Source organism: Rhizobium sp. BK112 (assembly GCF_014193215.1).
GTDB classification, from domain to species: Bacteria; Pseudomonadota; Alphaproteobacteria; order Rhizobiales; family Rhizobiaceae; genus Rhizobium; species Rhizobium anhuiense.
In genome coordinates, this window is record NZ_JACHYZ010000019.1 from 25,146 (window position 1) to 49,101 (window position 23,956).

Sequence of the window (23,956 nt, forward strand, 5' to 3'; positions counted from 1 at the left end):
TCAGCCCATTGGATCACATCGATGGCTAATCTCATTTGTCAGCCGTTGAGGATAAACGGACTGCAATTAACTGTTTTTTAACGATTTGGCACGGGCGAAGATCGGTGGACGTTGCCAAGTTCAGCGGATTTTTCGCTAGGTTTGCCGCAAGGGTAGCGCCGGCGTGGTCACGCCACTTGCAGCTCGATGTGTTTGTCAGCATAAAACCAACGGAATATTCGGAGAAATATATCGATCATGACAGACACTGCCACCACGACACTTGCGCATAGCAAGCCGGCCGCCTTTCTCGGCGGCGGTGTCATCGGTGCTCTCGGCGGTCTGATCGGTCTTGGCGGAGCGGAGTTCCGACTACCGCTTCTCATCAGCCTGTTTGGCTTTCCCGGGCTTGAGGCGGTCATCCTCAACAAGGCGATGAGCCTAGTCGTCGTCGCCACAGCGCTGCCGTTTCGCACGGCCGCCGTTCCGTGCGCCGACGTGCTTGCGCACTGGCCCATTATCGTCAACCTCCTGGCCGGCAGCCTGATCGGCGCCTGGTTCGGAGCAGGGTGGGCTACCCGACTGCGCTCAGAGACCCTCTATCGCGTGATCGCGATCATGCTGGTGGCGATTGCCGTCGTGCTGATGGTCGGTCACGAGGCTGCTGCAGGCCAGCCGCTGGTCACCGGCGGCCTGCAGATCGTCGCCGGCATCATTGCCGGCTTCATCATCGGCATTGTTGCGGCCCTCCTTGGCGTCGCTGGCGGCGAGCTGCTGATTCCGACCCTGGTCCTCCTATTTGGCGCCGACATCAAGCTTGCTGGCAGCCTGTCGCTTGCGGTGAGCCTGCCGACGATGCTGGTTGGGTTCGCGCGATACAGTCAGGACCAGAGCTTTTCGACCATCCGCCGCAACGGCACCTTCGTGCTGCTGATGGCGGCGGGCTCGATCGTCGGCACGTTCGTCGGCGGTCAGTTGCTAGGCGTCATTCCGAGCTATGTGCTGCTGCCGCTTCTCGCTGTCATCCTCCTGCTCTCGGCCGTGAAGGTCTGGCGACATAAGTGACGCCTCTGTCGTCGATCTGTAACGATCAACGGTCACCATAGCTCTGAGCTGGGAATTCCCTTCGCGCCTTAGCCAGGAACGAGGAGGTCTTCGATGACGGACGGACCAGATAAGCTGACCGCGGGTGACCCGGCCTGGCAAAAGGCCGTGGCACGCGAGGCCGTCATAAGGCCTTTGATCGCTGCAAGGCGAATATCGCGCAACAATGTCGCTTCGGCCTGCCGACAACTCGGAGTGAAGCGCACACGGCTCTATGAACTCGTCGCCAAGTTTCGCAAAAAGCCTGTCACCAGTTCGCTCCTCGACGAAATACCTGGGCCAGAGAAGGGGAGGCGGCTGCTCTCCGCCGATCAGGAGGACCTGGTCAGGCTTGCCATTGAGGCAATTTATTGCGCTCGCGAACGTCCGACCGTCAGCGCGGTTCACGATCACGTTCTCAGAGCCTGCTACCAGCGGGATCTGCGCCCTCCGTCCTGGAAGGCAGTCAAAGCGCGAGTGGATCAGAGCGACCAACGGCGACTGATGAAGTTGCGAGAGGGTGCGAAGGCGGCCCGACAGCAATTCGCGCCAGTGGTCGGTGAATACTCGGCCGAATACGCACTCCAGGTCGTTCAGATCGATCACACCCTTGTCGATCTCTTCATCGTTGATGCGGTCAGCCGGCAACCGCTTCAGCGACCGTGGTTGACGATGGCAATTGATGTGGCAAGCCGGGTGGTGACCGGGTTTTATCTCAGTCTGGAAAGCCCGTCGTCGACCTCGGTCGCCTTGGCGATCCAGCACCTTGTCTTACCGAAGGATAGCTGGCTTGCATCGCGCGGGATTGGAGCGGAATGGCCTGTCTTCGGATTGCCTGACGTCATCCACCTGGACAACGGCCGGGAGTTTCATGGCAAAGCGCTGGTGCGGGGCGCTGCAGAACACGGCATAGACCTCCAGTATCGTCCCGTCGCACGTCCTCACTACGGTGGCCATATCGAACGGCTGATCGGAACGATGATGGGCGCCGTGCATCTCCTGCCGGGATCTACATCCAGCGATATCGGTAGCCGCGGGGACTACGACGCACAGAGGCACGCCGTCATGACGCTCGACGAGCTTGAGCGTTGGTTGGCCTTGCAGATCGTCGGCCGATATCACGCCGACATCCACCGCACGCTGCGACTACCTCCAAATAACGCCTGGCGGGATGCTGTCGCTGCACGCCCACATCCCCGACGGCTACCCTATGACGAACACCGTTTCCTCATCGACTTTCTGCCATTCGAGGAGCGAAACGTCCGAAGGGACGGCGTCCATCTATTCGGCCTGCGATATTGGGATGACGTCCTTAGTCCCCAGGCAGGCGGACCATGCAAGATACGAGTGCGATATGATCCTCGCGACCTCTCCACGGTGTACGTCGAAGCGCCCGACGGATCGACCTGGCCAATTCGCTTTGCGAACCTCGGCTGGCCCCGCATCACGCTCGGCGAGCATCGGCAGGCACTGGCGTCATTGAGACAGCGTGGCGTGCGCTCCGTCAATGCCGACCTGATCTTCAAGACCATCGACGGGCAGAGACGGATCGTCGAACTGGCGGGCCGGCAGACCCGCAGCATGCGACGGAGTGAGGAAAAGCGCTTCCGCGCGCTGGCGCTGGAGGGGCATTCTTCCGTCCCTGCGCCTGAGACTGAGGACGACAAGCACTTTGCGGACCTGCCTCCGCTTAGCGTCGAGGAGTGGTCATGACGGGATACTTCCACCTGCAACCGGCGTACAGGCAATATGCGGACCTCACGGCCGATGAGCGGATCGCCTGGATCCGCGCCGATCGGTGGCTGGAAACGGCGAATGCACATCTGGCACTTGCGAGGTTGAACGACCTGCTCACATACCCGCCGCGGGACCGAATGCCATGCCTGCTGCTCTATGGCGATACCGGCATGGGCAAGACCAAGATCATCCGCAAGTTCCTTCGCGATCACACACCGACTTTCGATCGCGGCACTGGTTTGACCACCATGCCGGTGGTGGCGATGCAAATGCCTGCGGAACCGGTAGAGCGTGACGTCTATGGCGAACTTCTCAATGCAATGAACGCACCTGGGCCGATGGGCGACGCCACCTTTCGGCTGAAGGCGACCTGCCGCAACCTGATGCGCAGCATGAGCGTCCGTATGCTGATCATCGACGAGATCCACGCGATGCTGACCGGCACCTACCGGCAGCAGCGGATCTTCCTCAATGTCATCAGGTTCCTCGCGAACGATTTGAAGGTGCCGCTGATCTGTGCAGGAACGGACCTTGCGCGGCAGGCGCTGTTGACGGATCCGCAACTGGCAGAGCGGTTCGAGACGTTTCACTTAAAGAGGTGGGTCAATGACCAGCATCTTGCGCAACTCCTGGCGAGCCTGGGCACTATCCTTCCGCTAAGGCGCCCATCGGATCTCGGGTCTGCACCGGTTCGTCGGCGTATTCTCGAACTCACGGACGGCGTCACGGTGCGGATATTTCGGTTGATCGAGACTGCAGCGGCAGAGGCGGTCCGCAGCGGCAAAGAAGCAATGACCCTCGAAAGCTTCGAAGGCGAGGATCTGGTCTTGCCTCTGGTCGCCATGACACAGCATGCGGAGCGCCAACTTAGGCGACAGGTGGCTCGGTGAGACACGTGCGGCTGCTTCCGGTCGCGCCCCGTCCCTGTAAGGACGAGCTACTTACATCCTGGCAGTGCCGCATCGTCTCCCGCTATTCCAGCACGCCACCAAAAATCCTGGCATGGCTAGGCGGGCGGGCGGTCTCAATGCAAGATAGCTTTGAGGCCCGGGATTTCCGGCCAGATCAAGACATGACGTGGCGCTGGGCGCGTGCCTGCCGGCTCAAGGAACGCGATCTCCAGCGGCTGGCGCTATCCAATCTCGACAGGCCTGAAGACTGCTATCTCAGGGATCCGCTGCAAAGAGGGGTTTGCGCGGTTTGCTTGGACGAGGATGCCGAAAACGGCGGCGATCATTATTGCCGGCGAAGTTGGGCGCATGTGGAAGCGGTCGCGTGCCTCAAGCATGGAGTTGGCCTGCAGAGCGCCTGTCAGCGTTGTTTTCGAGGCGGTCTATTCCAGTTTCAGTTTCTGTCGGAAGGCGCCAGGTTGGTCTGTCCCTGGTGTGCGGCGGTGATCTCGGAACGAGGGCGACGGCAGCCACGACAGAGCAGGATGCTGGAATCGATGTCGGCAATTGGTCGCGCGATCGACGGAAAGGGAGTGCAGCTCGATCAGGTGATGGCCGCTTGCCGCTTTCTCTGGGCCGCACAACCGCACGGATCGCCCTATATCAGCTACCTTGGGATTTCGCTCCCGTATGGGAGGCTGCCGCCATCACCAAGGGCACACGCGCCGCTATCCACGCTGCCTCTCGCCTGGCGGGCCGTTTCCATCGAAGCCATGGCTGAGCTCACAGGCCTGCTCGAGCCTTGTGCGGTCGGAACTGTCCCGCCCTTCCTGCATGAAGCCTTCAGGAGGTTCAGGGAAGGGGAGGGCCAGCAGGCGCCGGAAGAACCGGCGGCCGCGGCTCAGGTTGAAAGCGCTGAGCTGAAACTGCGGAGCGATGGCGATTACCATCGCCTGGCGCTGCAGATCCTCAATAGCCAAGCCTGGAAGACAACGCCGGCGAACGACCGCAGGAAAAAGAACCGCGCGATCGGTCGCCTGATGAACCGTGCCCTCAGCGGCGGATAAGGCCAAACCGGTGCGCTTCGTCCAGCAGATCCCGGACGGAGGATGGCTGCCATTTCTTGCCGCCTCGCGCAGGCCGTTCTCCCATCTGGTCCAGTTGAGCGGCGATGTCTCGCAGCGATAGATCGGGATCGGCAATGGCGATCGCCGCCACCAGCTTCATCAAATGGTCCTCAGGGGCACGGCGAGGGGACCGGGCCAGGAGTTCTTTCTCAGCGAGCTTTTCGCGGACCATACGATGAACGGCGCGCCGGAGACGCTCAACGGTCCAATCGTGGCCGCGGCGGTTGAGAACCCGCACGACATTGTCCCAGCTGTGTTGAGGCCGGAGCTGCCGCACCGTCGGCAGCCATGTTTGCGCGGAGGCAATGAGTTCGTCGAGATACAATTTCTCGCGTGCTTTCGAAACCGCCTTGATTGCCTCCGGCCGACGTTCTCGAAGGCCGGGATTTCCAGGAAGCTTTCCTCGCGCCTTTGCCGCCTTGATGCCGGCCTTGGTTCGCTCTGCGATCAACGCGCGTTCGAGCTGCGCAACAGCACCGAGGACCTGGAGGGAAAACATGCCTTGCGGCGTCGAGGTATCGATCGGATCTCGGATCGATCGAAAATGGACGCCGCGCTCTTCGAGGTCCTCGATGACCTGCAGCAGATGGCTCACGGATCTGGCCAGCCGATCGAGGCGGACGACGACAAGAACGTCGCCGGCTGTGAGCTCCCCGAGCAACCTGGTGAGAACCGGCCGAGCCCGTGATGCGCCCGAGCCGTGTTCTTGGAAGATTCGATCGCAGCCGGCGGCGCGCAGCTCATCCATCTGGGCGTCGTGGAGCTGATCGTCTGTCGAGACACGGGCGTAGCCGATGAGCCGCTTCGGAAGTTGGGGGACTTTAACTGTTTGTCTCTTTGCCATCCGGCTTTTCAGCGGCTCGTTTCGAGGTAGTTTGTACAGATAAAACATGCGTGAGAAAATGAACAGTTGCAAGCGTGTTTTAAGCATTGAATAGGCGCCCGCCAGACTCGAAACACTACCGCGGGCGAGCCACGGAGCGTCCACATAGGCAAACGCGCGCCAGCGGGCGTCTGGGGCGGAAATGCCGGAAACGCGGGGTTTCGGGGACTGCTGTGGAAGCAAGAGTCTGCTGCGAGGCGCGGGAAACTCAACTCCGCAGAAGAGGAGGGCCATGTGCGCCGCCAGCGACCGTCGAATTCTGCTTCGGGGAGTCCGTTCATCTCGGGCGAAATCGCCCTAGAAGCCCGGAAAACCGGGCATTTCCGCTGATCCAGGACGACCGACAGGGTGATTTGCGCCCTGAAATCAATCTACCATCGATAAGCATTACTTATCGATGGTTATAGATCGGCGCGCCTGCCGTAATGAATGACGGAAGTTGGAGCTATATTCGCTTCCGTTTGGGGAAAGAATGAAGTTAATTCATATGGTTAATAAAATGATCATCAGGACAGTTGCCATCTCTACACTGTGAGATGCAGTTCAATTGACGGTCATAGTCTGGATGCAATTCATTTTTCGCGTACCTGTCTGGTTCGCATTTCAGAAAAACTCAGTCGTAACACAATCGGGGCTGGGGGCGGTAAGGGTCCTGCTTCAGAGTGACGCCACTAGAGATCGCCAACCATCGCGGCGCTGGCCACATGGCAATGATCATTGGTGCGGCCGGCTGTGGTGCTCAGTTCATTTGCCCATCGACAGAACGATCCCGGCGAGGGGCGGCACAGCGAGGTGGCTTATTTTCAATCCGAATAGCCCAATCCACCCATCCAGGCCGGGATAGTAGCAAGTTCGCGGAGGCGTTCGCTTTCCTTTTGAGTGGGATGGCGTGCAACATATGGAAACAGCTGAAGCAGCAATTCCCTCAAATGATCAAACGCATCGTCCGAGTAGGTTACACCCGAGCGCATCTCGTTTAGAACGGACATGATCCAACGGATGTAGACGGTTGGTATTGAAATATCCTGGATGTCCTCCCATCCATCTATGAGCTTGCTGCCGCGGAGGCGTGTCTTCACGACGTCGTCGCAATGGCCGAAGCATGTGAAGTGGATTTGCTCGAACGCGCTTGTTTGCTGAGGGGTCTCACGCATCTTTTGCCACAGCGAAACGATCCCCTTGCCCGGTTTCACCAGAAGATTGGTCCCACAAATCTCGCATGGCAAATTTGGCTGCTCTCTAAATAATTGGGCAGGCGTCGGATTGTCGTTGCTCCAGATTTTGATGGACTGGGGAAAGTAACGTTTAGCCAACTCCAGGCCGCGTGACGAATGGAGCAGATGCCCCTCGATTTTTTCTCGGTCGAAAATGTGAAACGGTATTCCCAGCCCTGACACTATAGTACTCAGCCCCGAACTGGCCAAAGTCGAGTAGAACCCGATAAAACCGTCGCATCCGTTCGCCTTGACTCGGTCGCCGATATTGCTGTCGTCAGTTGTCGAGACGGACTTCGCGCTGGAAACCTTGTGTTTGCAGCTGACGAGCCAACGAACAATCGTCTCTCCGCCGACTCCCACGCGGCGCTCGATCAGCTTAATGTCGCTGCCGCCATCGGCTCCGCGATCCGGGTCCGCGGCGATCTCATAGCCAAGTAGCTTGAAGAAATCACGGGCGAACAGCTCGAAGGTATCCTGACGGCCGGTCGCCACGTGAGCTTCGGGTATTTCCTTGAAATCCAGTACTGGCATTGCATTCCTCAATAGTTTTTTCTCTCAACGCCACAGCCAAAGAGGGTTAGGCGCGATTAAGGTAACGGTCGGAACATCTATGGGTTGATTTCACAAGAATCAGTTATTCTACCCCGGATGGATAATGGACGGTTGGCGGATTTTTTCTTCAGACGGTTCCCATTTTTTTGTGCTCGCGCCGCTGTCTTTTAGGGAGAAACTTTTAACGACGCCGGAGATAACGAAAATGAAGGTAAGGGATACCCCTTCGCCGTCACCGGGTAATCTCGATTTTTGGCGCGAGGCGATCACAAAAGATCGTCTTCGCGAGTTCAAGCTCGAGGTACTGGTCGCTGCGTTGCAGGACCTTGGGCCGGAGACGGACAGACGTGTTCGCGAGCCTCTAGCGTTCCGAATTTCGAATGCGTTGATGCGGATGCTTCGCAACAGAGTGGGCTTCAATCATCCCAACCAAGGCTGCGATATCATCGACCGCGTCCATACCGAGCTTCTCACTGCGCTTTTTGATCCCGCTTCGGCAGACGGCAAGGCACTGAGGACGGCATTCTCTGCGCGGGTCAGCTTCCGCATCAAAGATGCCATAGCGGCTGAGTTCAAGCATTCTCGTATTCCGACCGATGAACTGGCATGGAAGGCGGCGGACGCCGACACCCAATCGGAGATCGCACTCGAGGAACAGGCCAAGACGGAGCAACTCGGTCCCCCAACAGATTCGGATGTCGAGCAGCATGAAGATGGCCATGAACTCGGCGGCGGCAATGAAAGCAGTCGCGCCGATTGTCGATCCGCGGAAGCGTACGATAACGACGGTGAAGACATGGACTTTGACGCGGAGACGATCGGCGATGCAGACCTGTTCGCCGGCGTCAGAGAATTGGACGAGACCATCGATAATGAGCGGATACTTTTGGCAGTCGCTGACCCGAGGAAGCGTCTTGCCTTTCGTCTTCATATGAATCGCATCCCAATCCATTCGAATAGCGGCCCTTCCATAGCCAAGGCGCTTGGCGTCGACAGGAAAACTGTCGGGAGCTGGATTGCCGAAGTGCAGGAACAACTCTCCCAACATAAGGAGGTTACATTACTCGACAGCGCCACGAGTGGAGGAAGACAATGATCAGATCACCCCGAGAAAACAACCGCGATCGTGCGCTTTACGAGTTCCATGTCGCATGTCCGCACCCCACGGCGGCGCAGATAATCGAGTGGACCGAGCGTTATCCCGAGTTTGCGGAGGATATTCGCATTCATGCAGCGATCACCCTTGATTGGGACGCCGCCGATTCGATGGGCGAGCCGACCGATCTGCCGATCAGCGACACGATGATGGCAAGGGCACGCAGCCGCGTTTTGAATGCTCTTTTCCAAAGTGAAAGCGAAGCGGCGACCCGGGAGGCCGAGCCGTCGATCGGCTTTCACGAAATGCTGGAACAGAGAGGGCAGAGGGTTCATGAGGTTGCAAGGGAGCTTGGCATCGGCCGAGATGTGCTTGCCGATCTCTTCAACGGCTGGATGATCGAGCCCGTTGGGCGGATGCTCATTGACGCCGTTCGCGGTTTTTTTGGAATAAGCGAAGCGACGTTCCAACGCGCCTACAAGCACGCTTTCGACAACCCAACGCTTCAGCACGCGAAGTCATCGGGCCCGCCGATCATACCACGGCGAAGTTATGCCGAGATTATTGCAGGTAGCAACATGGCCCAGGAACGGAAGAAATACTGGTTGGGAGAAACCTGATCATGGACAGTTGGAGCGATGTCAGACGGAAAGCACGTGAATGTCATCGGCAGGCGCTCGAACGATCCGGGGGCGACAGGAGAGCTGCTTCGATCATTGCCGCGGCCCTTGAAATCGACGATCTGGAAATACGCCGCATCGATCTTGGGAAGGGCACGCTAGGCTCTCTTGATCGAACGGCTCTTTTGGTCAACCTATCGCCAGATCAGAAACCGATCGACGAGCGCGTGGTGATTGCACATGAGCTCGGGCATCTCCATCTGCATAACGATCCCCACAGCGAGGTGACTTCATCGACCGGCGGCCTCGGCGGCGACCCCGTCGATAGCGGTGCTGGTCGAGTTGAAGGTTATTCGGCTCGGGAAAGAAAGGAACAGCAAGCCGATGTCTTCGCGGGCGAATTCCTTTGTCCGGCCGACTGGTTGAAGGAGGAGTATCTCAGGGGCAGGAGACCGTCCGACATCGCCGCTGAACTCGAGCTACCGTTCAATCTCGTTATGAACCAGATGGTCCGGGCGCTGCTGCTGCCACCGTTGACCGCGCCACCGACGACTGCCGAGCCCGGTCCGAAGATCGAGCTGGACGAAAGCCAGCGGATTGCCGCGACCTGGAGCGGGGGTCCGTTGTTGGTGGATGCCGGCCCCGGTACCGGAAAAACCCGGACTCTCATCCATCGTATTGAGCATCTCCTCGAAAATGGTACGTCGCCCGGAGAATTCTTGGCCCTGACGTTCTCGAACAAGGCGGCGGAGGAGATGAGGGAGCGCCTGTCCGCGATGAACGCGGATGCGTCCATAGAGATGTGGGTCGGAACGTTCCACGCTTTTGGCCTCGAGTTGATTATGAAATGGCCGGGCCAGCTCGGACGGACGACCAAGGTGCGTGTGATCGATCAGGCGGCCTCGCTTGCTATCCTTGAAGACAACCTGGAGCGGCTGTCCCTAAAGCATTATCAGAACCTCTATGAACCCGCTTACGAACTCGCGCAGGTCCTGAAAGTGATCTCGCGCTGCAAAGACGAACTTGTGTCGCATGAGCAGTTGGCAGCGGCCGCCACTGTAGATTTGCGCGCAGCGGTCGGGGACGACGAGATAGAAAAAGCGGAACGGTCACTCGAGATCGCCGAGATATACAGAATTTACGAGGAATGTCTGATCGAACGCGACGCGGTCGATTTCGGGGACTGCGTCAGACTGGCGAACTATCTGATCCGCAACAATGCGGCTGTAAAGTCTTACATTGCCGGTTTCTCGCAGGTGTTGGTCGATGAATATCAAGACGTCAATTTTGCCAGCGCCGAGATGCTCCGGGCGATTAACGAGGCGGGCGCAAATCTGTGGGTGGTCGCCGACGGCCGGCAATCGATTTATCGGTTCCGCGGTGCCGAACCTACCAATGTGACAAGGTTTGTAGCAGATTTCGGGGGAACGAGGACAGCGCTGACCAACAACTACCGATCCCTTGGTCCCGTCGTCCGTGCCTTCGAGACGTTCTCGGCGTCGATGGGTGGTGGCAGGAGCATGTCGGGTACCTGGAACGTCCAACGCCGTTCCCGGGAGGGACAGACGGCCGAAGAAGTGGCGATGACGGTCGCTCCTTCGGTTGTCGCCGAGGCCGAAGCAATTAAAGACAAGATACTAGAGCTGAAAGAGCGCGGCGTGGCCTTCGCTGGTCAAACCATTCTTGCGCGATCTCATTTGACACTGTCACGCATTGCGGGGGTTCTGGAGAGCCTTGGAGTGCCATTGCTTTACCTGGGCGACCTTTTCGAGCGCCAGGAAGTTCGGGACCTTCTTACGCTGCTTGCACTGGATGCCGAACATGGGGCAGTCGGACTGCCACGCGTGGGGGCTTTGCGAGACTATGCCGTGCCGGAAGACGATTCACTTCGACTCGTACGATGGGCGAAAGCCAATAATCTCGCGATTTACGAGGCACTTGGACGGGCCGCCGAAGTCGTCGATATTTCGCCGGGCGGTGCCCGAGGTCTCGCAAAGCTCGGATCGGAATTGTCAGGGCTGGAAAACGCTTCCCCATGGACGCTTTTGACGAGTTGGTTAATCGACAGAAGCGCATATCTCCAGCCTCTCCTGACCAACGATAGCCCGTCCGCGCAGCAGCAACTGGTCGCAATCTATCAGCTTTTGAAGGTTTGCGGGGAGTTCGCCGCGTTGGGAGAGAAGAGCAGAAAGAAGTTCTTGGCGCGGATACGACGCATCGAGGCGCTAAACGAAGATACTGCATACAGATCGATCTCGTCGGAAGCGACTGAAATGGACGCCGTTCGCGTCATGACCATCCACGGCAGCAAGGGTCTTGAATTCGAAGCCGTTCATTTGCCCGCACTCGCCACCGGCTATATGCCGGGCTCCTGGCGCGGTGTCCGATATGTCCCTCCCACTGGCCTGGAGCATTTGGCGATGGATCGCGACGGGCATCAAGCTGAGGAGGAATGCCTGTTTTTCGTCGCGCTCTCCCGAGCGAGGGATTACCTGTCGCTGACCCGGGCGGAGACATACAAGACGCGAAAGGCTGGCGAATCTGCATTCCTTCCGCCGTTGCGACTGAAGGCCGGTCGTCGAGCGCAGGCCAGTTCGGATCAAGGTGGCGCTCGCCTTCTGATGCCTGTTCCTCGGCAAGACGTCTACCCTGTGAGTGATCTCGACATCTATCTCCAATGTGGCCGCCGCTATCGTTATCAGATCGTGGACGCCCTACGAGGAAGGAGAGACGAATCACCCTACGTCGCTTTCCATCGCTGTGTTTACGAGGCGGTGAATTGGGTCGAAGAACAGGTCCGGTCGGGACAGCAGGCGGGCGCGGATGCGGCCGTGAAACAGCTTGAGTCGATTTGGGAAGTAAGCGGCCCACTTACGCACGGCTTCGCGGGCTTCTACCTCAATATCGCTCGGGAAATGATAAGCCGGATGGCTATCATCGTCGCATCCGAGCCATGGAGTGACCAGCGCGTCGAGTGGACGGTACCGCTCGGCGCGAACGTGATCTCGGTAAGGCCGGACAGGGTAGTGAAAGAGGGGAATACCGTGCGCGTTCAGAGGGTGAGAACCGGGCGGAAAACGAAATCCGAACCGGAAAAGCCCATTTATTCCATCCTCAGACGAAGTGCGGAGATCAACCACCCAGGAAAGAAAATCGAGGTCGAAACACTCTATTTGTCCACAGGCGAACGTGTACCGTCTTCGTCGAAAACTGATGCCAAAAATCTGAAAGAGTACGAAACCGTCATTTCGAGCATCGAGGCGGGCGATTTCGGCACTGAGAATGCAGACCGTCGATACTGCCCGAACTGCCCCTACTATTTTCGCTGCACCGGTTAGGCGCGCGCCCCATTTTTTGAAGCTCGAACCGCTTTCTTTATGTGGGTCACCGGGACCCGACGAAAGGAAGCAAAATGAGCACTATTACTGTGTTTATGTTGGGTCACAGCCGCGGCGATCTGGTTGAAGGTCTCCTCAACAGCACCGCGACGGTTCGCGACCTTCACGATGTTCTGGCGAAAGCCGGCATCGACGTCGATGGCGAAACGCACGTGTTCCTCGGCGATGCCGAAGAGCCCGTATCGAAGAACCTTGCCGATCCGCTCGATCATCTGAAGGACGGTCTTCGCATTCATGTCACCCGCTGCCGCCGCGTCGCGACGACGGTGAACTATCTCGAGCATTCTGACGAGCACCGTTTTGCACCTGGCGCTCGCGTCCGTGCGGTCAAGGAATGGGCGGTTCGCAAGTTCAAGATCAACCCCAAGGATGCTGCCGAACATGTGCTGCAGCTATGCAATTCGACGAAGCGTCCCTCCAGCGACACCACGCTCCAGGAACTGACCGACAATAATACCTGTGCCGTCTGCTTCGATCTGGTTCCTGAAAAGCGCGTCGAGGGCTGACATGGACGTCGCCTTCCCTCCTGATCGCTTGCTCCTTGAACGCGATCTTGCCGCCCCGGATTTCCGGTGCGGCGAGTTCAACTGCAGGTGGCGCTTGGTTCAGCTCTCTTGGCCACACGCGACCATTGCCGTCTCAGCGCCACCGAGAAGCGACGCGCCTTCAGAATATGCCTTTCGTTTCGAGTGTTCCGGATATCCGTATGTTCCGGTCACGGCGCAGCCATGGGATATACAAGCGGATAGCCCGCTGAACGCCGCGAAATGGCCGACCGGCACTTCGCATGTCCCAGCAGTGTTCCGCCCCGATTGGCGGAACGGCGAATGCCTTTACCTACCGTGCGACCGGCATTCAATCGAAGGGCACGACAACTGGCGGACCGAACATCCGAGCCGTTTGTGGAACGCCGAGCGCGGCATCGTCGGCTACCTGGAGCAAATCTATGACCTTTTCCATCAGAGCGATTATTCGGGCGTTCGTAGCGCCTAATCACGCTATTCGTTGCTCGCCTAGCCTTTGGAACGGGGTGCTCGGCGAGCTCGAGCGACGGGGCGCGGGCCGACACGAGGCAGGTGCTTTCCTCCTTGGTACGATCTCGGGCGAGAAGCGGAACATTGTGAGCGTCGTCTACTACGATGACCTCGATCGGGCCGCCTATGACAGTGGCGTCTGCATCCTTCATGGAGACGCATTTTCTCGACTCTGGGCGATTTGCAGACGTCGCGGTTTTACGGTCGTTGCCGATGTCCACACCCACCCAGGGGACGCGGGTCAAAGCTGGTCCGACAAGACGAACCCCATGGTGGCACGCGCCGGCCACATCGCCTTCATCATCCCCAACTTCGCAAGGTCGCCCGTCAACATGGCAGATATCGGAATATATCAGTATCGCGGAGACCATGAGTGGGTGAACAGGTCCGGAACGCGTCAATCGAAATTCTTCTATACTGGAACGTGGAGCTGAACATGCCCGTTGTCACCGCTGATGAACTACACCGCACCGCTAAATATTTCATGGATAGCGGGAAGGCGGCAAGTCACGCCGAGGCCATGACAATTCTTGAATCTTTTAGCCTCTCTATCCGGGTCTCCGAATCCATGCGTTCGTCCCCCTTGGAACAGACCGCTTTGTTCACGTTGGTTAACCTAGCTTCCAGGACCTTTCTGGGTGGTGTTGAAGTAGTAGGTGCGCCCGACTGCGTTGCGACATCGCCGCTCTATGATGGTCGGAACATTCGCGACGTCGTTGTCGAACTCGGAGGCAAGCACTCCACAGTCGATGGCGAACCCTCGATATGCCCGGTCGTCCTCATCGGTGATGCCACACCGTCGCCGAACGCAGCGCCGCAATGGCGGCTGACATGGAGCGGGTGGCGCGGGGGCGTTGTGATGGAGGGACAAAGGCGCCTTGACGAGCGGCGGGCGATTGGCCTTGCGCCAGTGCTCGCATCGGCAGTATGCGCCACGGAAGCATTCGCGTTCTTTTCGAAGATGCATGCGCTCGCCGGACGACGGCCCGCTGGCCTGTCGTTGTGGAACCCCGACGCCGATTGGAGTTACGATGTCGGCGAGCCCGAATTGACCTACCTTCCCGCGTCGCTTTGGCTAATCGGACTTGGCAACCTCGGGCAAGCGTATGCCTGGGCCATAGCGTCACTCGATTTCGATGGCGCACAGAAGGCAAAACTGATGCTTCAGGACATCGACAGGATAGGAGTTTCCAACCACAGCACCTCTCTTTTGTCGTTTCCCAAGGATGCGGGAGCAAGGAAAACACGGGTGCTGGCAGAGTGGCTCGAGCAACGGGGTTTCGAAACTATGCTCGAAGAACGCCTGTTCGGCGATTGGAGCCGGCGCACAGTGTCGGAGCCGGGTGTTGCGTTGTGCGGTGTTGATAACGCCGAGGCTCGTTCTGCTCTTGATAGGGCCGGTTTCGGACTTGTTGTAGAAGCCGGTCTCGGTGCCGGACTCGATTCCTTTCAAAGCATCGGCATCCACACATTTCCCGCGTCACGAACATCAGGGCTTATTTGGGGACGGCAAATCGGGCAGTCGAACCCGTCTTACAGAAATGCGCCAGCATATCTGTCGCTTGCCAAAGATGGAATGGACGAGTGTGGGCTTGTGCGCCTAGCGACTCGCACAATCGCCGTTCCGTTCGTCGGACTGGTAGCGGGCTGTCTTGTTGTCTCTGAGGTACTTCGTCGATTGCATTCCGGCCGGGCGGTAGAAGTATTGTCTGTCTCGACGCTTGCTCTTGCCGATGCCGAGACGGTCTGGGCGACGGATGCAGAACCATATGCTTTCGGTTTTGTTCATTGCCGGCGTTCCGAGTAGGGAGCTCGCAAATAGATACTTCCGCTAGTTGAACGGCAGACAACCGCATGGCAAGCCACCGTCATTTTCACGAAGGCAAGCCAGAAGAGCAAACACTGAAAGAAAATGCCGCGCCTTGAAATGAACGCTAAACGCCTACGGACTTCGCGATCGTAAAGCGGTCGCCAGTTCGATTTCGCTCAGGCGAATGCTCGCTTTGCCTCTTTATCTTCGTGTCCTCAGTGGCGAATGACCTTACAAGCGGCTGACGCAAATAGAAACGATAGCCGTGCGTGTAGCTCGCAGAAAACCTCCTAAAAATTTAATCGCAACACCAATAATGGTCTTCTTAAAGTTGAGAAACGTCGCTAGTCTCCCGTTAGGGGGAGACAGCGATGCAGGTTTTCGAAAATAATGGTACCAAGGAACAAGAAGCCGATAAATCTGACAATCCTGCCATTATTGTCGATGTTGCGGCAAGCTTCACCTACGCTTCTTATCAAAATGCCATCCCGGTCATCCGATCGATCCTGATTGAGAATAATACTGATAGGCACATTGAAAACTGCCGGCTCGATTTGACATCTTCGCCTTCGTTCCTGAGGCCGAAATCATGGATAGTTGATCGCCTGACGCCGGGCGATCGGCTTCCGCTGGTCGATCGAAAAGTCGAATTCGACGCCGGCTATCTCTCCGGCCTAAATGAGGCGGAGCGCGGTGAGATCACGCTACGCTTATCCAGGGGTGGAGAGATTCTGGACGAACAACGCCTTCCCGTCAGACTGCTTGCGCGGGACGAATGGGGAGGCGTTGCCGACATGGTGCAACTGCTGCCAGCCTTCGTCATGCCAAACGATCCGGGGGTGGCCCAAATCCTGCGGACGGCCGCCGAAAGGCTTGCAGCACACGGCCATCCAGGCGGATTGGACGGCTACCAGTCACAGGATCCTCAGCGAGCATACATGCTGACCGCAGCTATCTATTCGGCTGTTGCCAAGATGGGATTGCACTACGCCGAACCGCCTGCAAGTTTCGAGAGCCGCGGCCAGAAGATTCGGCGTCCCAGCACAATTGCCGAGGAGCGGCTAGCGACCTGTCTCGATATTACCCTTCTTTTTGCCGCCGGGCTGGAAGCAGCCGGATTACACCCGGTCGTCTTGATGTTCAATGGGCATGCGGCAGTTGGTGTATGGCTGGCCAAGAGAACCTTCGCCCATGCGGTCGAGACGGATCAGATGGAGGTTCGAAAGGCCCTGGCATCGCGCGAGTTGATAGTGTTTGAAACGACTGGCGCGACGCATCGCCCCGCCATGATCTTGGAAAGCGCACAGCGGGTCCTGGACAGCCGTCTGGGGGAGGGGGAAGCTCACGCGTTCGTTGCGGCGATCGACATTAGGCGATCGCGAAGCGGCGGGGTCATGCCGCTCGCCTCACATGAGCCGGTCCGGCGCAATGTTTTCGATGACGATATGACACCCGTCTCGGACCTGCCACTTCCGTCAGCTCCCAATTTTGGCGAGTTACCGGCTGAGACTATAGAGATCAAACCGACCACCGCCGCCGGCCGCATCGACCGATGGCAGAAGAAGCTGTTGGATCTCACCCTTCGCAACCGGCTCCTCAACTTTCCGGAATCGAAGAAGACGATACCGTTTCTCTGCACTGACGTCGCCTATCTCGAAGACCGACTCGCGAATGGCGCTGCAGTGCGGATTATTTCGTTGCCCGAACAGAACCCACTCGGCGAACGGGATGCGATGCTCTACCGCGACGTGCATGGTCGTGATCTTCAGCGCAGTTTTGCTGCCGAAGCTCTGCTTAGGGACGAACTCCCGTCGCCACTGGATACCCACCAGCTCGAGGCTCGGTTGATCGACCTGTATAGGCAGGTCCGTAATGATTTTGCCGAGGGCGGGGCCAACACCCTCTTTCTTGCCGTCGGCTTCCTTCGGTGGAAGAAGAAGCCGGAGGATGAGCGTAGCTATCGAGCGCCACTTTTGCTGGTTCCTGTGAAGCTTGAGCGCCGCAGTGCCAGTTCGCGCTTCACGATCCGCTTTCATGAGGATGAGCCGCGCTTCAATGCGACCCTTTTGCAATTCCTGGAGCGGGATTTTGACCTGACGCTCCCCCAGTTCGGCGGCGATCTGCCGCTCGATGACAATGGGGTCGATGTGCCACGTCTTCTCGCTATGATGCGGCAGGCGGTCCGCGACGTGCCCGGTATGGAGGTTGTGGACGAGACAGCGTTGTCGACCTTCTCCTTTGCGAAATTCCTCATGTGGAAGGATCTGGTCGAACGCACCGAGGCACTTCGCGAGAACAGGGTGGTCCGCCATCTGATCGATACGCCAGAGGAAGCCTTCCAAGAAGGCGGCGGACAATCGACGTTTCGCGACGAGCGTGAGCTCGATCATGCTTATGCGCCGGCGGACATAATTTGCCTTCTTCCTTCGGATTCGTCGCAGACAGCGGCAAGCCTCGCGGCTGCCGAAGGGCGAGACTTCGTCATCGTCGGCCCTCCCGGTACGGGCAAGAGCCAGACCATCGCAAACATGATCGCGAACTGTCTTGCAGTGGGGAAAACGGTTCTGTTCGTCGCTGAAAAGACGGCTGCACTCGACGTTGTTTATCGTCGGTTACGAACGCATGGCCTCGGAGATCACTGCATCGAATTGCACTCGCACAAGGCTGATCGCCGACATTTCCTTGGACAGCTCAAGGCAGCCTGGGAGCATGGTGGTCGGACCGATGCGTCTGAGTGGGTCGCGATCAACGAGCGTCTTCGATTGCGTCGCGACGAGCTCAATGCCTACGTGGAGGCTTTGCACAATCGTTATCCAAACGGATGGACGCCTTATCTGGCGTTGGGAATCACTCTCAAGGCTGTGGACGCTCCGGCACCAAGCTTGTCATGGTTGGAACGAGACGTTCATGACGCGCAGACGCTACGCGAGCTTGAAGACCTTGCGGGCGAACTCGGCCTCGTCTTCGCATCGGTCGAGCGGCAACCAGCACTGGACCTTGTCAGGGTTGGCGAATGGAGTTCCGGCTGGCAGGATGGGTTGTTAGCGTCCGCACAATCGTTGCAGAATGCGATCGATCTGTTGGCCAGCTCAATCGATGGGTATCTCGCGAGCATCGGCCTGAAGCCGCGGGAACGGTCGTCACAAGCCGAACTCCGAGCATTGGAAGGCCTCGCGCGAGCACTTCAGAAATGTCGAGGTCGCGACATCACGATCGTATTCGATCGGGATTTCGCGCGATGCGCCGAAGCGCTGGAAAGCCTTGGAAATTCTATCGAGGCTTATCGCGACGCAGAGCGCGGACTCGCAGCGTCTTATGAGGCTTCCGCCGTCCGAGATCTTGATCCAGAGGTGCTTGATCGCCAATGGCGTGAGGCGAACGCTTCGTTTTGGCCGAACGCGATGCTCGGCAAGCGTAAGATTCAGAAGCTGCTGCAAAGCTATGCCGATCAAGGTACCGCGGAACCGGACCGCGACCTCCCACTGTTGCGCCGCATGAAGGACTGCCTGTCGGCGATCGACCAGAATTTGTTGAACGGAAAATCTTTGCCAGTACGCGGCCTGGGTACAGATGTCGGAGCCGTTGCGCAAATTCTCGAACTGGCGCGAGAGTTTCGTGCCACGATGCCGCTTCCGGGACGTGACCAGGAGGAGATACGGTCGGTGCTTCGTATCATCGCGCCGTCACTCCAAGCCGCGGTTGAAAACGATGGCGTCCGGCAGGCGGGAGATAGGTTTCTCGCTGCAGTCGACGGTTTCAAAGAAGCGCGACAGCGCTTCAGCGCGATTGCAGGATGGGACGGCTCCGTTGAGAAAGATGTGGTCGACTTTACGACGCTCAGGGAGAAACTTGATGCTCTCATCGGCGCACGACATTTGCTTCGCGATTGGTCAGCGTGGTGCCGGATCAGAAGCCGCGCAATGCATGCGAACCTGTCCTCTCTGGTCGAACAGATTGAGAATGGGGTGATCCGGCCCGATGAAGCGCGGGCTGCATTTCGCCTCGGTTACGCCAGGTGGTGGCTTCCGAAGGTTCTCGACGCCGATCCTGTTCTGCGGAATTTCCGGCGTTTCCAGCACGAAAACGCAATCCGTGAATTTCGTGAAATCGATGATCTCGTCCGATCACACGCTACCTCGCGCGTCGTCAGCGTGATTGCCCACGGATTGCCACCCGTGCAGAGTGTTCCACGCAATTCGGAACTCGGCCTGCTGCGCTACCAGATGGAATTGCAGCGGCCGAGCCAGTCGATACGAGACATGATCGGCAAGATGCCGCAGAACTTTTCAAAGCTCGCACCCTGTATGCTTATGTCGCCGCTCTCCATTGCTCAGTATCTCCCGCCAAACCAGGCGTTGTTTGACGTTGTGATCTTCGATGAGGCGTCGCAGATAACAACCTGGGACGCTGTTGGAGCCATCGCGCGGGCTCGCCAGACTATCATTGTCGGGGATCCGAAGCAGTTGCCGCCGACGAACTTCTTCGGGCGCAACGAGGAAGAGGATGAAGTCGCCGATCACGAGAAGGATCTGGAGAGCATTCTTGACGAGGCGAAGGCCGCGGGTATTCCGGTCCGCGATTTACGATGGCACTACCGCAGTCGAAGCGAGTCTCTGATCGCTTTCTCAAATCATCACTACTACCAGAACCGTCTGGTAACGTTTCCGTCGCCTGCCGTTGAAGACCGCGCCGTACATCTGCGCAAGGTGCCTAACGGCATTTACGATCGTGCCAAGAGCAGAACCAACCGGATTGAAGCAGAGGCTGTGGCGAAAGAAGCCGTTTCCCGGATGAAGGCATGGCTGAAACTGCCTGAAAAAGATCGCCCGACGCTTGGGGTGATAACCTTCAACGCGCAACAGCAGTCGCTGATCCTCGATCTCCTCGATGCCGCACGCCGAGACGATCCGGAGCTCGAGTGGTTCTTTGTCGAGGAACGCGTCGAGTCGACGATTGTCAAGAATCTGGAGAACGTGCAGGGCGATGAGCGGGATGTCATCCTTTTTTCGATCACGTTCTGGAAGGATTCCGCTGGCAAGCTGATGATGGATTTCGGTGCGCTCAACCGCGAGGGGGGCGAGCGGCGCCTCAATGTTGCTGTGACGCGTGCACGACAGGAACTCATCGTCTTCTCAGGTTTCACGGCTGACCAGATCGACCCGGCCCGAACCAAGGCGATCGCCGTACAGCATCTAAAGACGTTCCTCGACTATGCCGAGCGTGGCGCAATCGCCCTGCCGGCGCAAGATATCGGCTCTGTCGGTGGTTTCGATTCCCCCTTTGAGGAGGCCGTCGCTGCACAATTGGAACGGCGCGGCTGGAGGGTCGTGCCGCAGGTTGGGATTTCCGGCTTCCGGATCGACTTCGGTATCCGTCATCCCGATCTGGCTGGTACCTATTTGGCGGGCGTGGAGTGCGACGGCGCCACCTATCACGGATCGGCAACCGCCAGAGATCGCGACAAGGTCCGTGAACAGGTGTTGAGAGGCCTTGGCTGGAACATACTGCGTGTCTGGTCGACCGATTGGTGGTTTGATGCAGCAGGCTGCGCCGAGCGGCTTCACGCCAGCCTCGAGGGCCTGCTGGAGGAAAGCAGGGTGCGTCGCGCTACGGAAATGGAGAGCACTGCGACCCATTGGGACATGGGACACGAGGTGGAGGGGATCGACGAAATTCGTAACGACGAAGCTGCCGCTCCTGTCGAGCAGTCTATTTTGCCTCCAGAGACCGTCGAGACCGAACTCGTCTCTGTGGAGACGTCGCCATCGTCCAGCGTGTCTGAATCGGTGGAAATGCAACCACCTGCCGCTTCGGTTGGCGACGAAGCTTCGGATCGGCGGCGATACAGTGTCACCGATCTGTCCAGCTTCCGAGCCGATCCCGATCAGTTCTTTGAATTCGGCTATAGGGATATCCTGCGAGGTATGATCGAAGTGGTCATCGAAACCGAAAGTCCGCTACGCACAGACATACTAGCCCAGCGGATTTCTCGTGCGCACGGCTGGTTGCGTACTGGCGGACGAATCCGAGAGAGGATCGACCTTCATCTGCGTGGTCTCGACACGACCAAGGAATCGAGCGGCGAGTTCGTCTGGAAGGTGGGAACCGTTTCCGAAATTATTCCGTATCGCCAACCAGCCAGCGAGGATGCACGCAGGTCGATCGCCGATATCCCGCTTGCGGAACTTGCTTTTGTGGTACTCGACAATCCCGACTTACTGGACCAATTGGATCCGGCGCGAGATCTGGCTCGGCTGCTTGGTGTCGAGCGTCTTGCCGCTGTTTCCCGTGCACGCCTTGACGAAGCCATTGCGAGAGCCCGGCAGCATATGTCAACCACCCATTCATTCGAGTAGCCATGTTCCGATTTATCCATTCGAGCGACCTCCATCGGCATCGGTACGACCAGCGAGATGAGCATCATACATGTCGAACGTGTAAGCATTTTCCTCTCCGGTTCATGGATATCCTGTGGTGCGTGGCTATTTCTATTGGCAAAGTGAATGTCATCGACGGCGGAGTTTCATTCGTCTTTCTGCCTCGGCAAGCTCAGCGTCCTTTTGGGTCGTTTGAGCGCTGTTAATTGCTGCTAGATTGAGCGCGAAATCGCACTGCGCTCCGGCCCGGCATAAACAGATAAGCTTCTCCACGCATCCGCACGAACCTTTATTCCGTCAGGTTCAGCGGCTCCGCGAATGCGCGCGCCGAGGGGACAACGCTCGCCGAGCGAGTCTGCCAACTAGCGTTCGTTTAGCTTCACTGCAAATCCTGAATAAAGCTTTTGGACTAACATCGCCGTGGGCCGGTCCCGCAGGTCTGTTACAATTACTCTGAGTTCAGGCGGCATTTGTTCATACTTCGGTACTGGTGCGAAATATTCAGCCGGCAGCAGCAAAGGCGCTAAAGCGCTAGCTAGTGCCACATCAGCGACGGTGAGCAGTTCTCCAGAGATATAAGATCGTCCATCCGACAGCCGCCCATCTGTTTGTTCCAAGACTATTCTGATTCGGATAAGTGCGTCATCGATGCGTGGCTTGTTAAGCTGCAGCAATATTGAAAAAAGCCATCCTAGCGCGGGGTAAACATAAGGAATACATTTCGCCTCGATGGTTGGCACGGAGCGTGCGAAAAGCGATGACATCACGCTACGATTTGGCAGCATGTAAAAATAGCAAACTGCTGCGACGTCTTCCGCAAGCTTACCATTAAAGCGCTCCAAGTCCGCCTCAACCGCACTGCGTAATGGCTGGGTGGCCTGCTGCCGGTTTCATGGACATCGAGTTAAGGTGTTCCTCCTGAAACCGGAGAGCATGAATGCAAAGACGAATATTCAGCCGCGAGTACAAGCTTGAGGCTGTGAAGCTTGTCAGGGAACGTGGGGTCACTGTTGCGCAGGCGGCTCGTGATCTTGATGTCCACGAGAATGTCTTGCGCAAATGGGTTTGTGAATACGGCGACGATCCCAGCCAGTCGTTTCCTGGAAAAGGGCATATGAAGCCGGAGCAGCTTGAGATCGAGCGGCTCCGTCGTGAAGTCGCCAAGCTGAAGGCGGAGCGCGATATCCTAAAAAAGGCCGCAGCCTACTTTGCCAGGGACGCGATATGAAGTTCGCGTTCATTGCAAAGCACCGTTCGATCTGGCCGGTGGCATGGCTCTGCGAAGCGCTGGGAGTTTCCCGATCAGGCTTTCACGCCTGGCTCAATCGTTCTCCGAGCGAACACGCCCGCTATGATGAGCTCTTGCTGGACAAGATCACGCAGAGCTTCAAGTCCAGCGACCGCACTTATGGTGCTCGACGGGTCTGGCACGATGTGCTGGAAGAGGGGTTATCCTGCGGCCTCCATCGTATAGAGCGGCTGATGCGCTTGAATGCGCTCAGGGCCAGGCCAAGACGGCGTGGCTTGCCAAAGGATGCCGGTGACCGTGCCGTCATCATGCCGAACGTCCTCGACCGCCAGTTCGTAGCGGACCGTCCGAACCAGAAGTGGGTGGCTGACTTCACCTATATCTGGACCGCAGAGGGCTGGTTGTATGTCGCAGCAGTCATCGACCTGTTCTCACGCCGTGTCGTTGGCTGGTCGATGAATGCCAACATGACGGCCCAACTCGTCACCGATGCACTGATCATGGCGATCTGGCGTCGAGGAAAACCGGACGCGCTGCTGCACCATTCCGATCAGGGTAGCCAATATACGAGCGAGCAGTTCCAGCGCCTCATGGGCGACCACGGCATCACCTGTTCGATGAGCCGTTCCGGAAATGTCTGGGACAACGCAGCAATGGAGAGCTTCTTCTCATCACTGAAAACGGAGAGAACGGCACGCAAGGTATATCGCACGAGGAACGACGCCAGAGCGGACGTGTTCGATTACATCGAGCGCTTCTACAACCCGAAACGTCGCCACTCGACACTGGGGTATCTCAGCCCAAATGACTTTGAAACCAAGGTGGGATTAGCTTAATCTCGTGTCCGATAAACCGGCAGCAGGCCAATTCATGCGGGATTGATCGAGATGCGGTCAATCTATTG

General features: G+C 57.9%; 15 protein-coding genes. 12 read left to right on the plus strand and 3 right to left on the minus strand.

Features of this window, described 5'->3' with window-relative positions; all coding sequences use genetic code 11:
• The first annotated feature begins 237 nt into the window (after nucleotides 1-237).
• The 4 genes from FHT75_RS32475 to FHT75_RS32490 all read left to right on the plus strand — a co-directional run bounded on the left by FHT75_RS32475 (nucleotide 238) and on the right by FHT75_RS32490 (nucleotide 4,756).
• Nucleotides 238-1,044, plus strand: coding sequence for a sulfite exporter TauE/SafE family protein (locus FHT75_RS32475; RefSeq protein ID WP_028758537.1), 807 nt, complete (start codon nucleotides 238-240; stop codon nucleotides 1,042-1,044).
• 93 nt (nucleotides 1,045-1,137) lie between these two features.
• Complete coding sequence (locus FHT75_RS32480) at nucleotides 1,138-2,775, plus strand: Mu transposase C-terminal domain-containing protein (protein WP_028758538.1); 1,638 nt, start codon at nucleotides 1,138-1,140, stop codon at nucleotides 2,773-2,775.
• Nucleotides 2,772-3,689 (plus strand): TniB family NTP-binding protein, encoded by a 918-nt coding sequence (locus FHT75_RS32485; RefSeq protein ID WP_179877588.1) that lies wholly within the window; start codon nucleotides 2,772-2,774, stop codon nucleotides 3,687-3,689. Before FHT75_RS32480 ends, FHT75_RS32485 begins: the two co-directional genes overlap by 4 nt.
• A gap of 5 nt (nucleotides 3,690-3,694) precedes the next feature.
• Nucleotides 3,695-4,756, plus strand: coding sequence for a TniQ family protein (locus tag FHT75_RS32490; protein WP_179877587.1), 1,062 nt, complete (start codon nucleotides 3,695-3,697; stop codon nucleotides 4,754-4,756).
• Here FHT75_RS32490 and FHT75_RS32495 read toward each other — a convergent pair.
• Nucleotides 4,743-5,660, minus strand: a complete 918-nt coding sequence (locus FHT75_RS32495) for a recombinase family protein (RefSeq protein WP_028758541.1) — start codon at nucleotides 5,658-5,660, stop codon at nucleotides 4,743-4,745. The genes FHT75_RS32490 and FHT75_RS32495 overlap by 14 nt on opposite strands.
• Before the next feature lie 842 nt (nucleotides 5,661-6,502).
• Nucleotides 6,503-7,447 carry a restriction endonuclease gene (locus FHT75_RS32500; RefSeq protein WP_097623582.1) on the minus strand — a complete coding sequence of 315 codons (945 nt, stop codon included), beginning with the start codon at nucleotides 7,445-7,447 and terminating at the stop codon, nucleotides 6,503-6,505.
• 124 nt (nucleotides 7,448-7,571) lie between these two features.
• Between FHT75_RS32500 and FHT75_RS32505 the strand changes: the two genes are divergently transcribed.
• The 7 genes from FHT75_RS32505 to FHT75_RS32535 all read left to right on the plus strand — a co-directional run bounded on the left by FHT75_RS32505 (nucleotide 7,572) and on the right by FHT75_RS32535 (nucleotide 21,782).
• On the plus strand, nucleotides 7,572-8,564 hold the full coding sequence (locus FHT75_RS32505) for a hypothetical protein (RefSeq protein WP_143541159.1): 993 nt from the start codon (nucleotides 7,572-7,574) through the stop codon (nucleotides 8,562-8,564).
• Nucleotides 8,561-9,184, plus strand: a complete 624-nt coding sequence (locus tag FHT75_RS32510; protein ID WP_097623580.1) for a hypothetical protein — start codon at nucleotides 8,561-8,563, stop codon at nucleotides 9,182-9,184. Before FHT75_RS32505 ends, FHT75_RS32510 begins: the two co-directional genes overlap by 4 nt.
• A gap of 2 nt (nucleotides 9,185-9,186) precedes the next feature.
• Nucleotides 9,187-12,522 carry a UvrD-helicase domain-containing protein gene (locus tag FHT75_RS32515; protein WP_183845733.1) on the plus strand — a complete coding sequence of 1,112 codons (3,336 nt, stop codon included), beginning with the start codon at nucleotides 9,187-9,189 and terminating at the stop codon, nucleotides 12,520-12,522.
• A gap of 74 nt (nucleotides 12,523-12,596) precedes the next feature.
• Nucleotides 12,597-13,088, plus strand: a complete 492-nt coding sequence (locus tag FHT75_RS32520; RefSeq protein ID WP_143541158.1) for a hypothetical protein — start codon at nucleotides 12,597-12,599, stop codon at nucleotides 13,086-13,088.
• Nucleotide 13,089: 1 nt separating this feature from the next.
• Nucleotides 13,090-13,575: a hypothetical protein gene (locus FHT75_RS32525; RefSeq protein WP_097623577.1), complete on the plus strand. Its 486-nt coding sequence runs from the start codon at nucleotides 13,090-13,092 to the stop codon at nucleotides 13,573-13,575.
• A 414-nt stretch (nucleotides 13,576-13,989) separates the two neighbouring features.
• A complete protein-coding gene (locus FHT75_RS32530; RefSeq protein ID WP_183845732.1) occupies nucleotides 13,990-15,423 on the plus strand; it encodes a ThiF family adenylyltransferase in 1,434 nt (477 codons plus the stop codon).
• A gap of 374 nt (nucleotides 15,424-15,797) precedes the next feature.
• Nucleotides 15,798-21,782, plus strand: coding sequence for a DUF3320 domain-containing protein (locus FHT75_RS32535; protein WP_097623574.1), 5,985 nt, complete (start codon nucleotides 15,798-15,800; stop codon nucleotides 21,780-21,782).
• A gap of 383 nt (nucleotides 21,783-22,165) precedes the next feature.
• Here the strand turns inward: FHT75_RS32535 and FHT75_RS32540 are convergent, their stop codons facing one another.
• Complete coding sequence (locus FHT75_RS32540) at nucleotides 22,166-22,645, minus strand: hypothetical protein (protein ID WP_143541156.1); 480 nt, start codon at nucleotides 22,643-22,645, stop codon at nucleotides 22,166-22,168.
• A 95-nt stretch (nucleotides 22,646-22,740) separates the two neighbouring features.
• On the opposite strand from FHT75_RS32540, the gene FHT75_RS32545 reads away from it, so the two are divergent.
• Nucleotides 22,741-23,888 (plus strand): IS3 family transposase gene (locus FHT75_RS32545; protein ID WP_097623646.1). Its coding sequence is split into 2 segments (ribosomal slippage): nucleotides 22,741-22,990 and nucleotides 22,990-23,888, totalling 1,149 coding nucleotides; the frame shifts between segments, so codons are not numbered across the junction.
• Nucleotides 23,889-23,956: the final 68 nt, after the last annotated feature.

Coding starts and splice junctions, on each gene's coding strand:
- FHT75_RS32515 (WP_183845733.1), top strand. CDS start 9,187: ATGGACAGTTGGAGCGATGTCAGACGGAAAGCACGTGAATGTCATCGG.
- FHT75_RS32475 (WP_028758537.1), top strand. CDS start 238: ATGACAGACACTGCCACCACGACACTTGCGCATAGCAAGCCGGCCGCC.
- FHT75_RS32485 (WP_179877588.1), top strand. CDS start 2,772: ATGACGGGATACTTCCACCTGCAACCGGCGTACAGGCAATATGCGGAC.
- FHT75_RS32505 (WP_143541159.1), top strand. CDS start 7,572: ATGGACGGTTGGCGGATTTTTTCTTCAGACGGTTCCCATTTTTTTGTG.
- FHT75_RS32525 (WP_097623577.1), top strand. CDS start 13,090: ATGGACGTCGCCTTCCCTCCTGATCGCTTGCTCCTTGAACGCGATCTT.
- FHT75_RS32520 (WP_143541158.1), top strand. CDS start 12,597: ATGAGCACTATTACTGTGTTTATGTTGGGTCACAGCCGCGGCGATCTG.
- FHT75_RS32500 (WP_097623582.1), bottom strand. CDS start 7,447: ATGCCAGTACTGGATTTCAAGGAAATACCCGAAGCTCACGTGGCGACC.
- FHT75_RS32480 (WP_028758538.1), top strand. CDS start 1,138: ATGACGGACGGACCAGATAAGCTGACCGCGGGTGACCCGGCCTGGCAA.
- FHT75_RS32510 (WP_097623580.1), top strand. CDS start 8,561: ATGATCAGATCACCCCGAGAAAACAACCGCGATCGTGCGCTTTACGAG.
- FHT75_RS32535 (WP_097623574.1), top strand. CDS start 15,798: ATGCAGGTTTTCGAAAATAATGGTACCAAGGAACAAGAAGCCGATAAA.
- FHT75_RS32495 (WP_028758541.1), bottom strand. CDS start 5,660: ATGGCAAAGAGACAAACAGTTAAAGTCCCCCAACTTCCGAAGCGGCTC.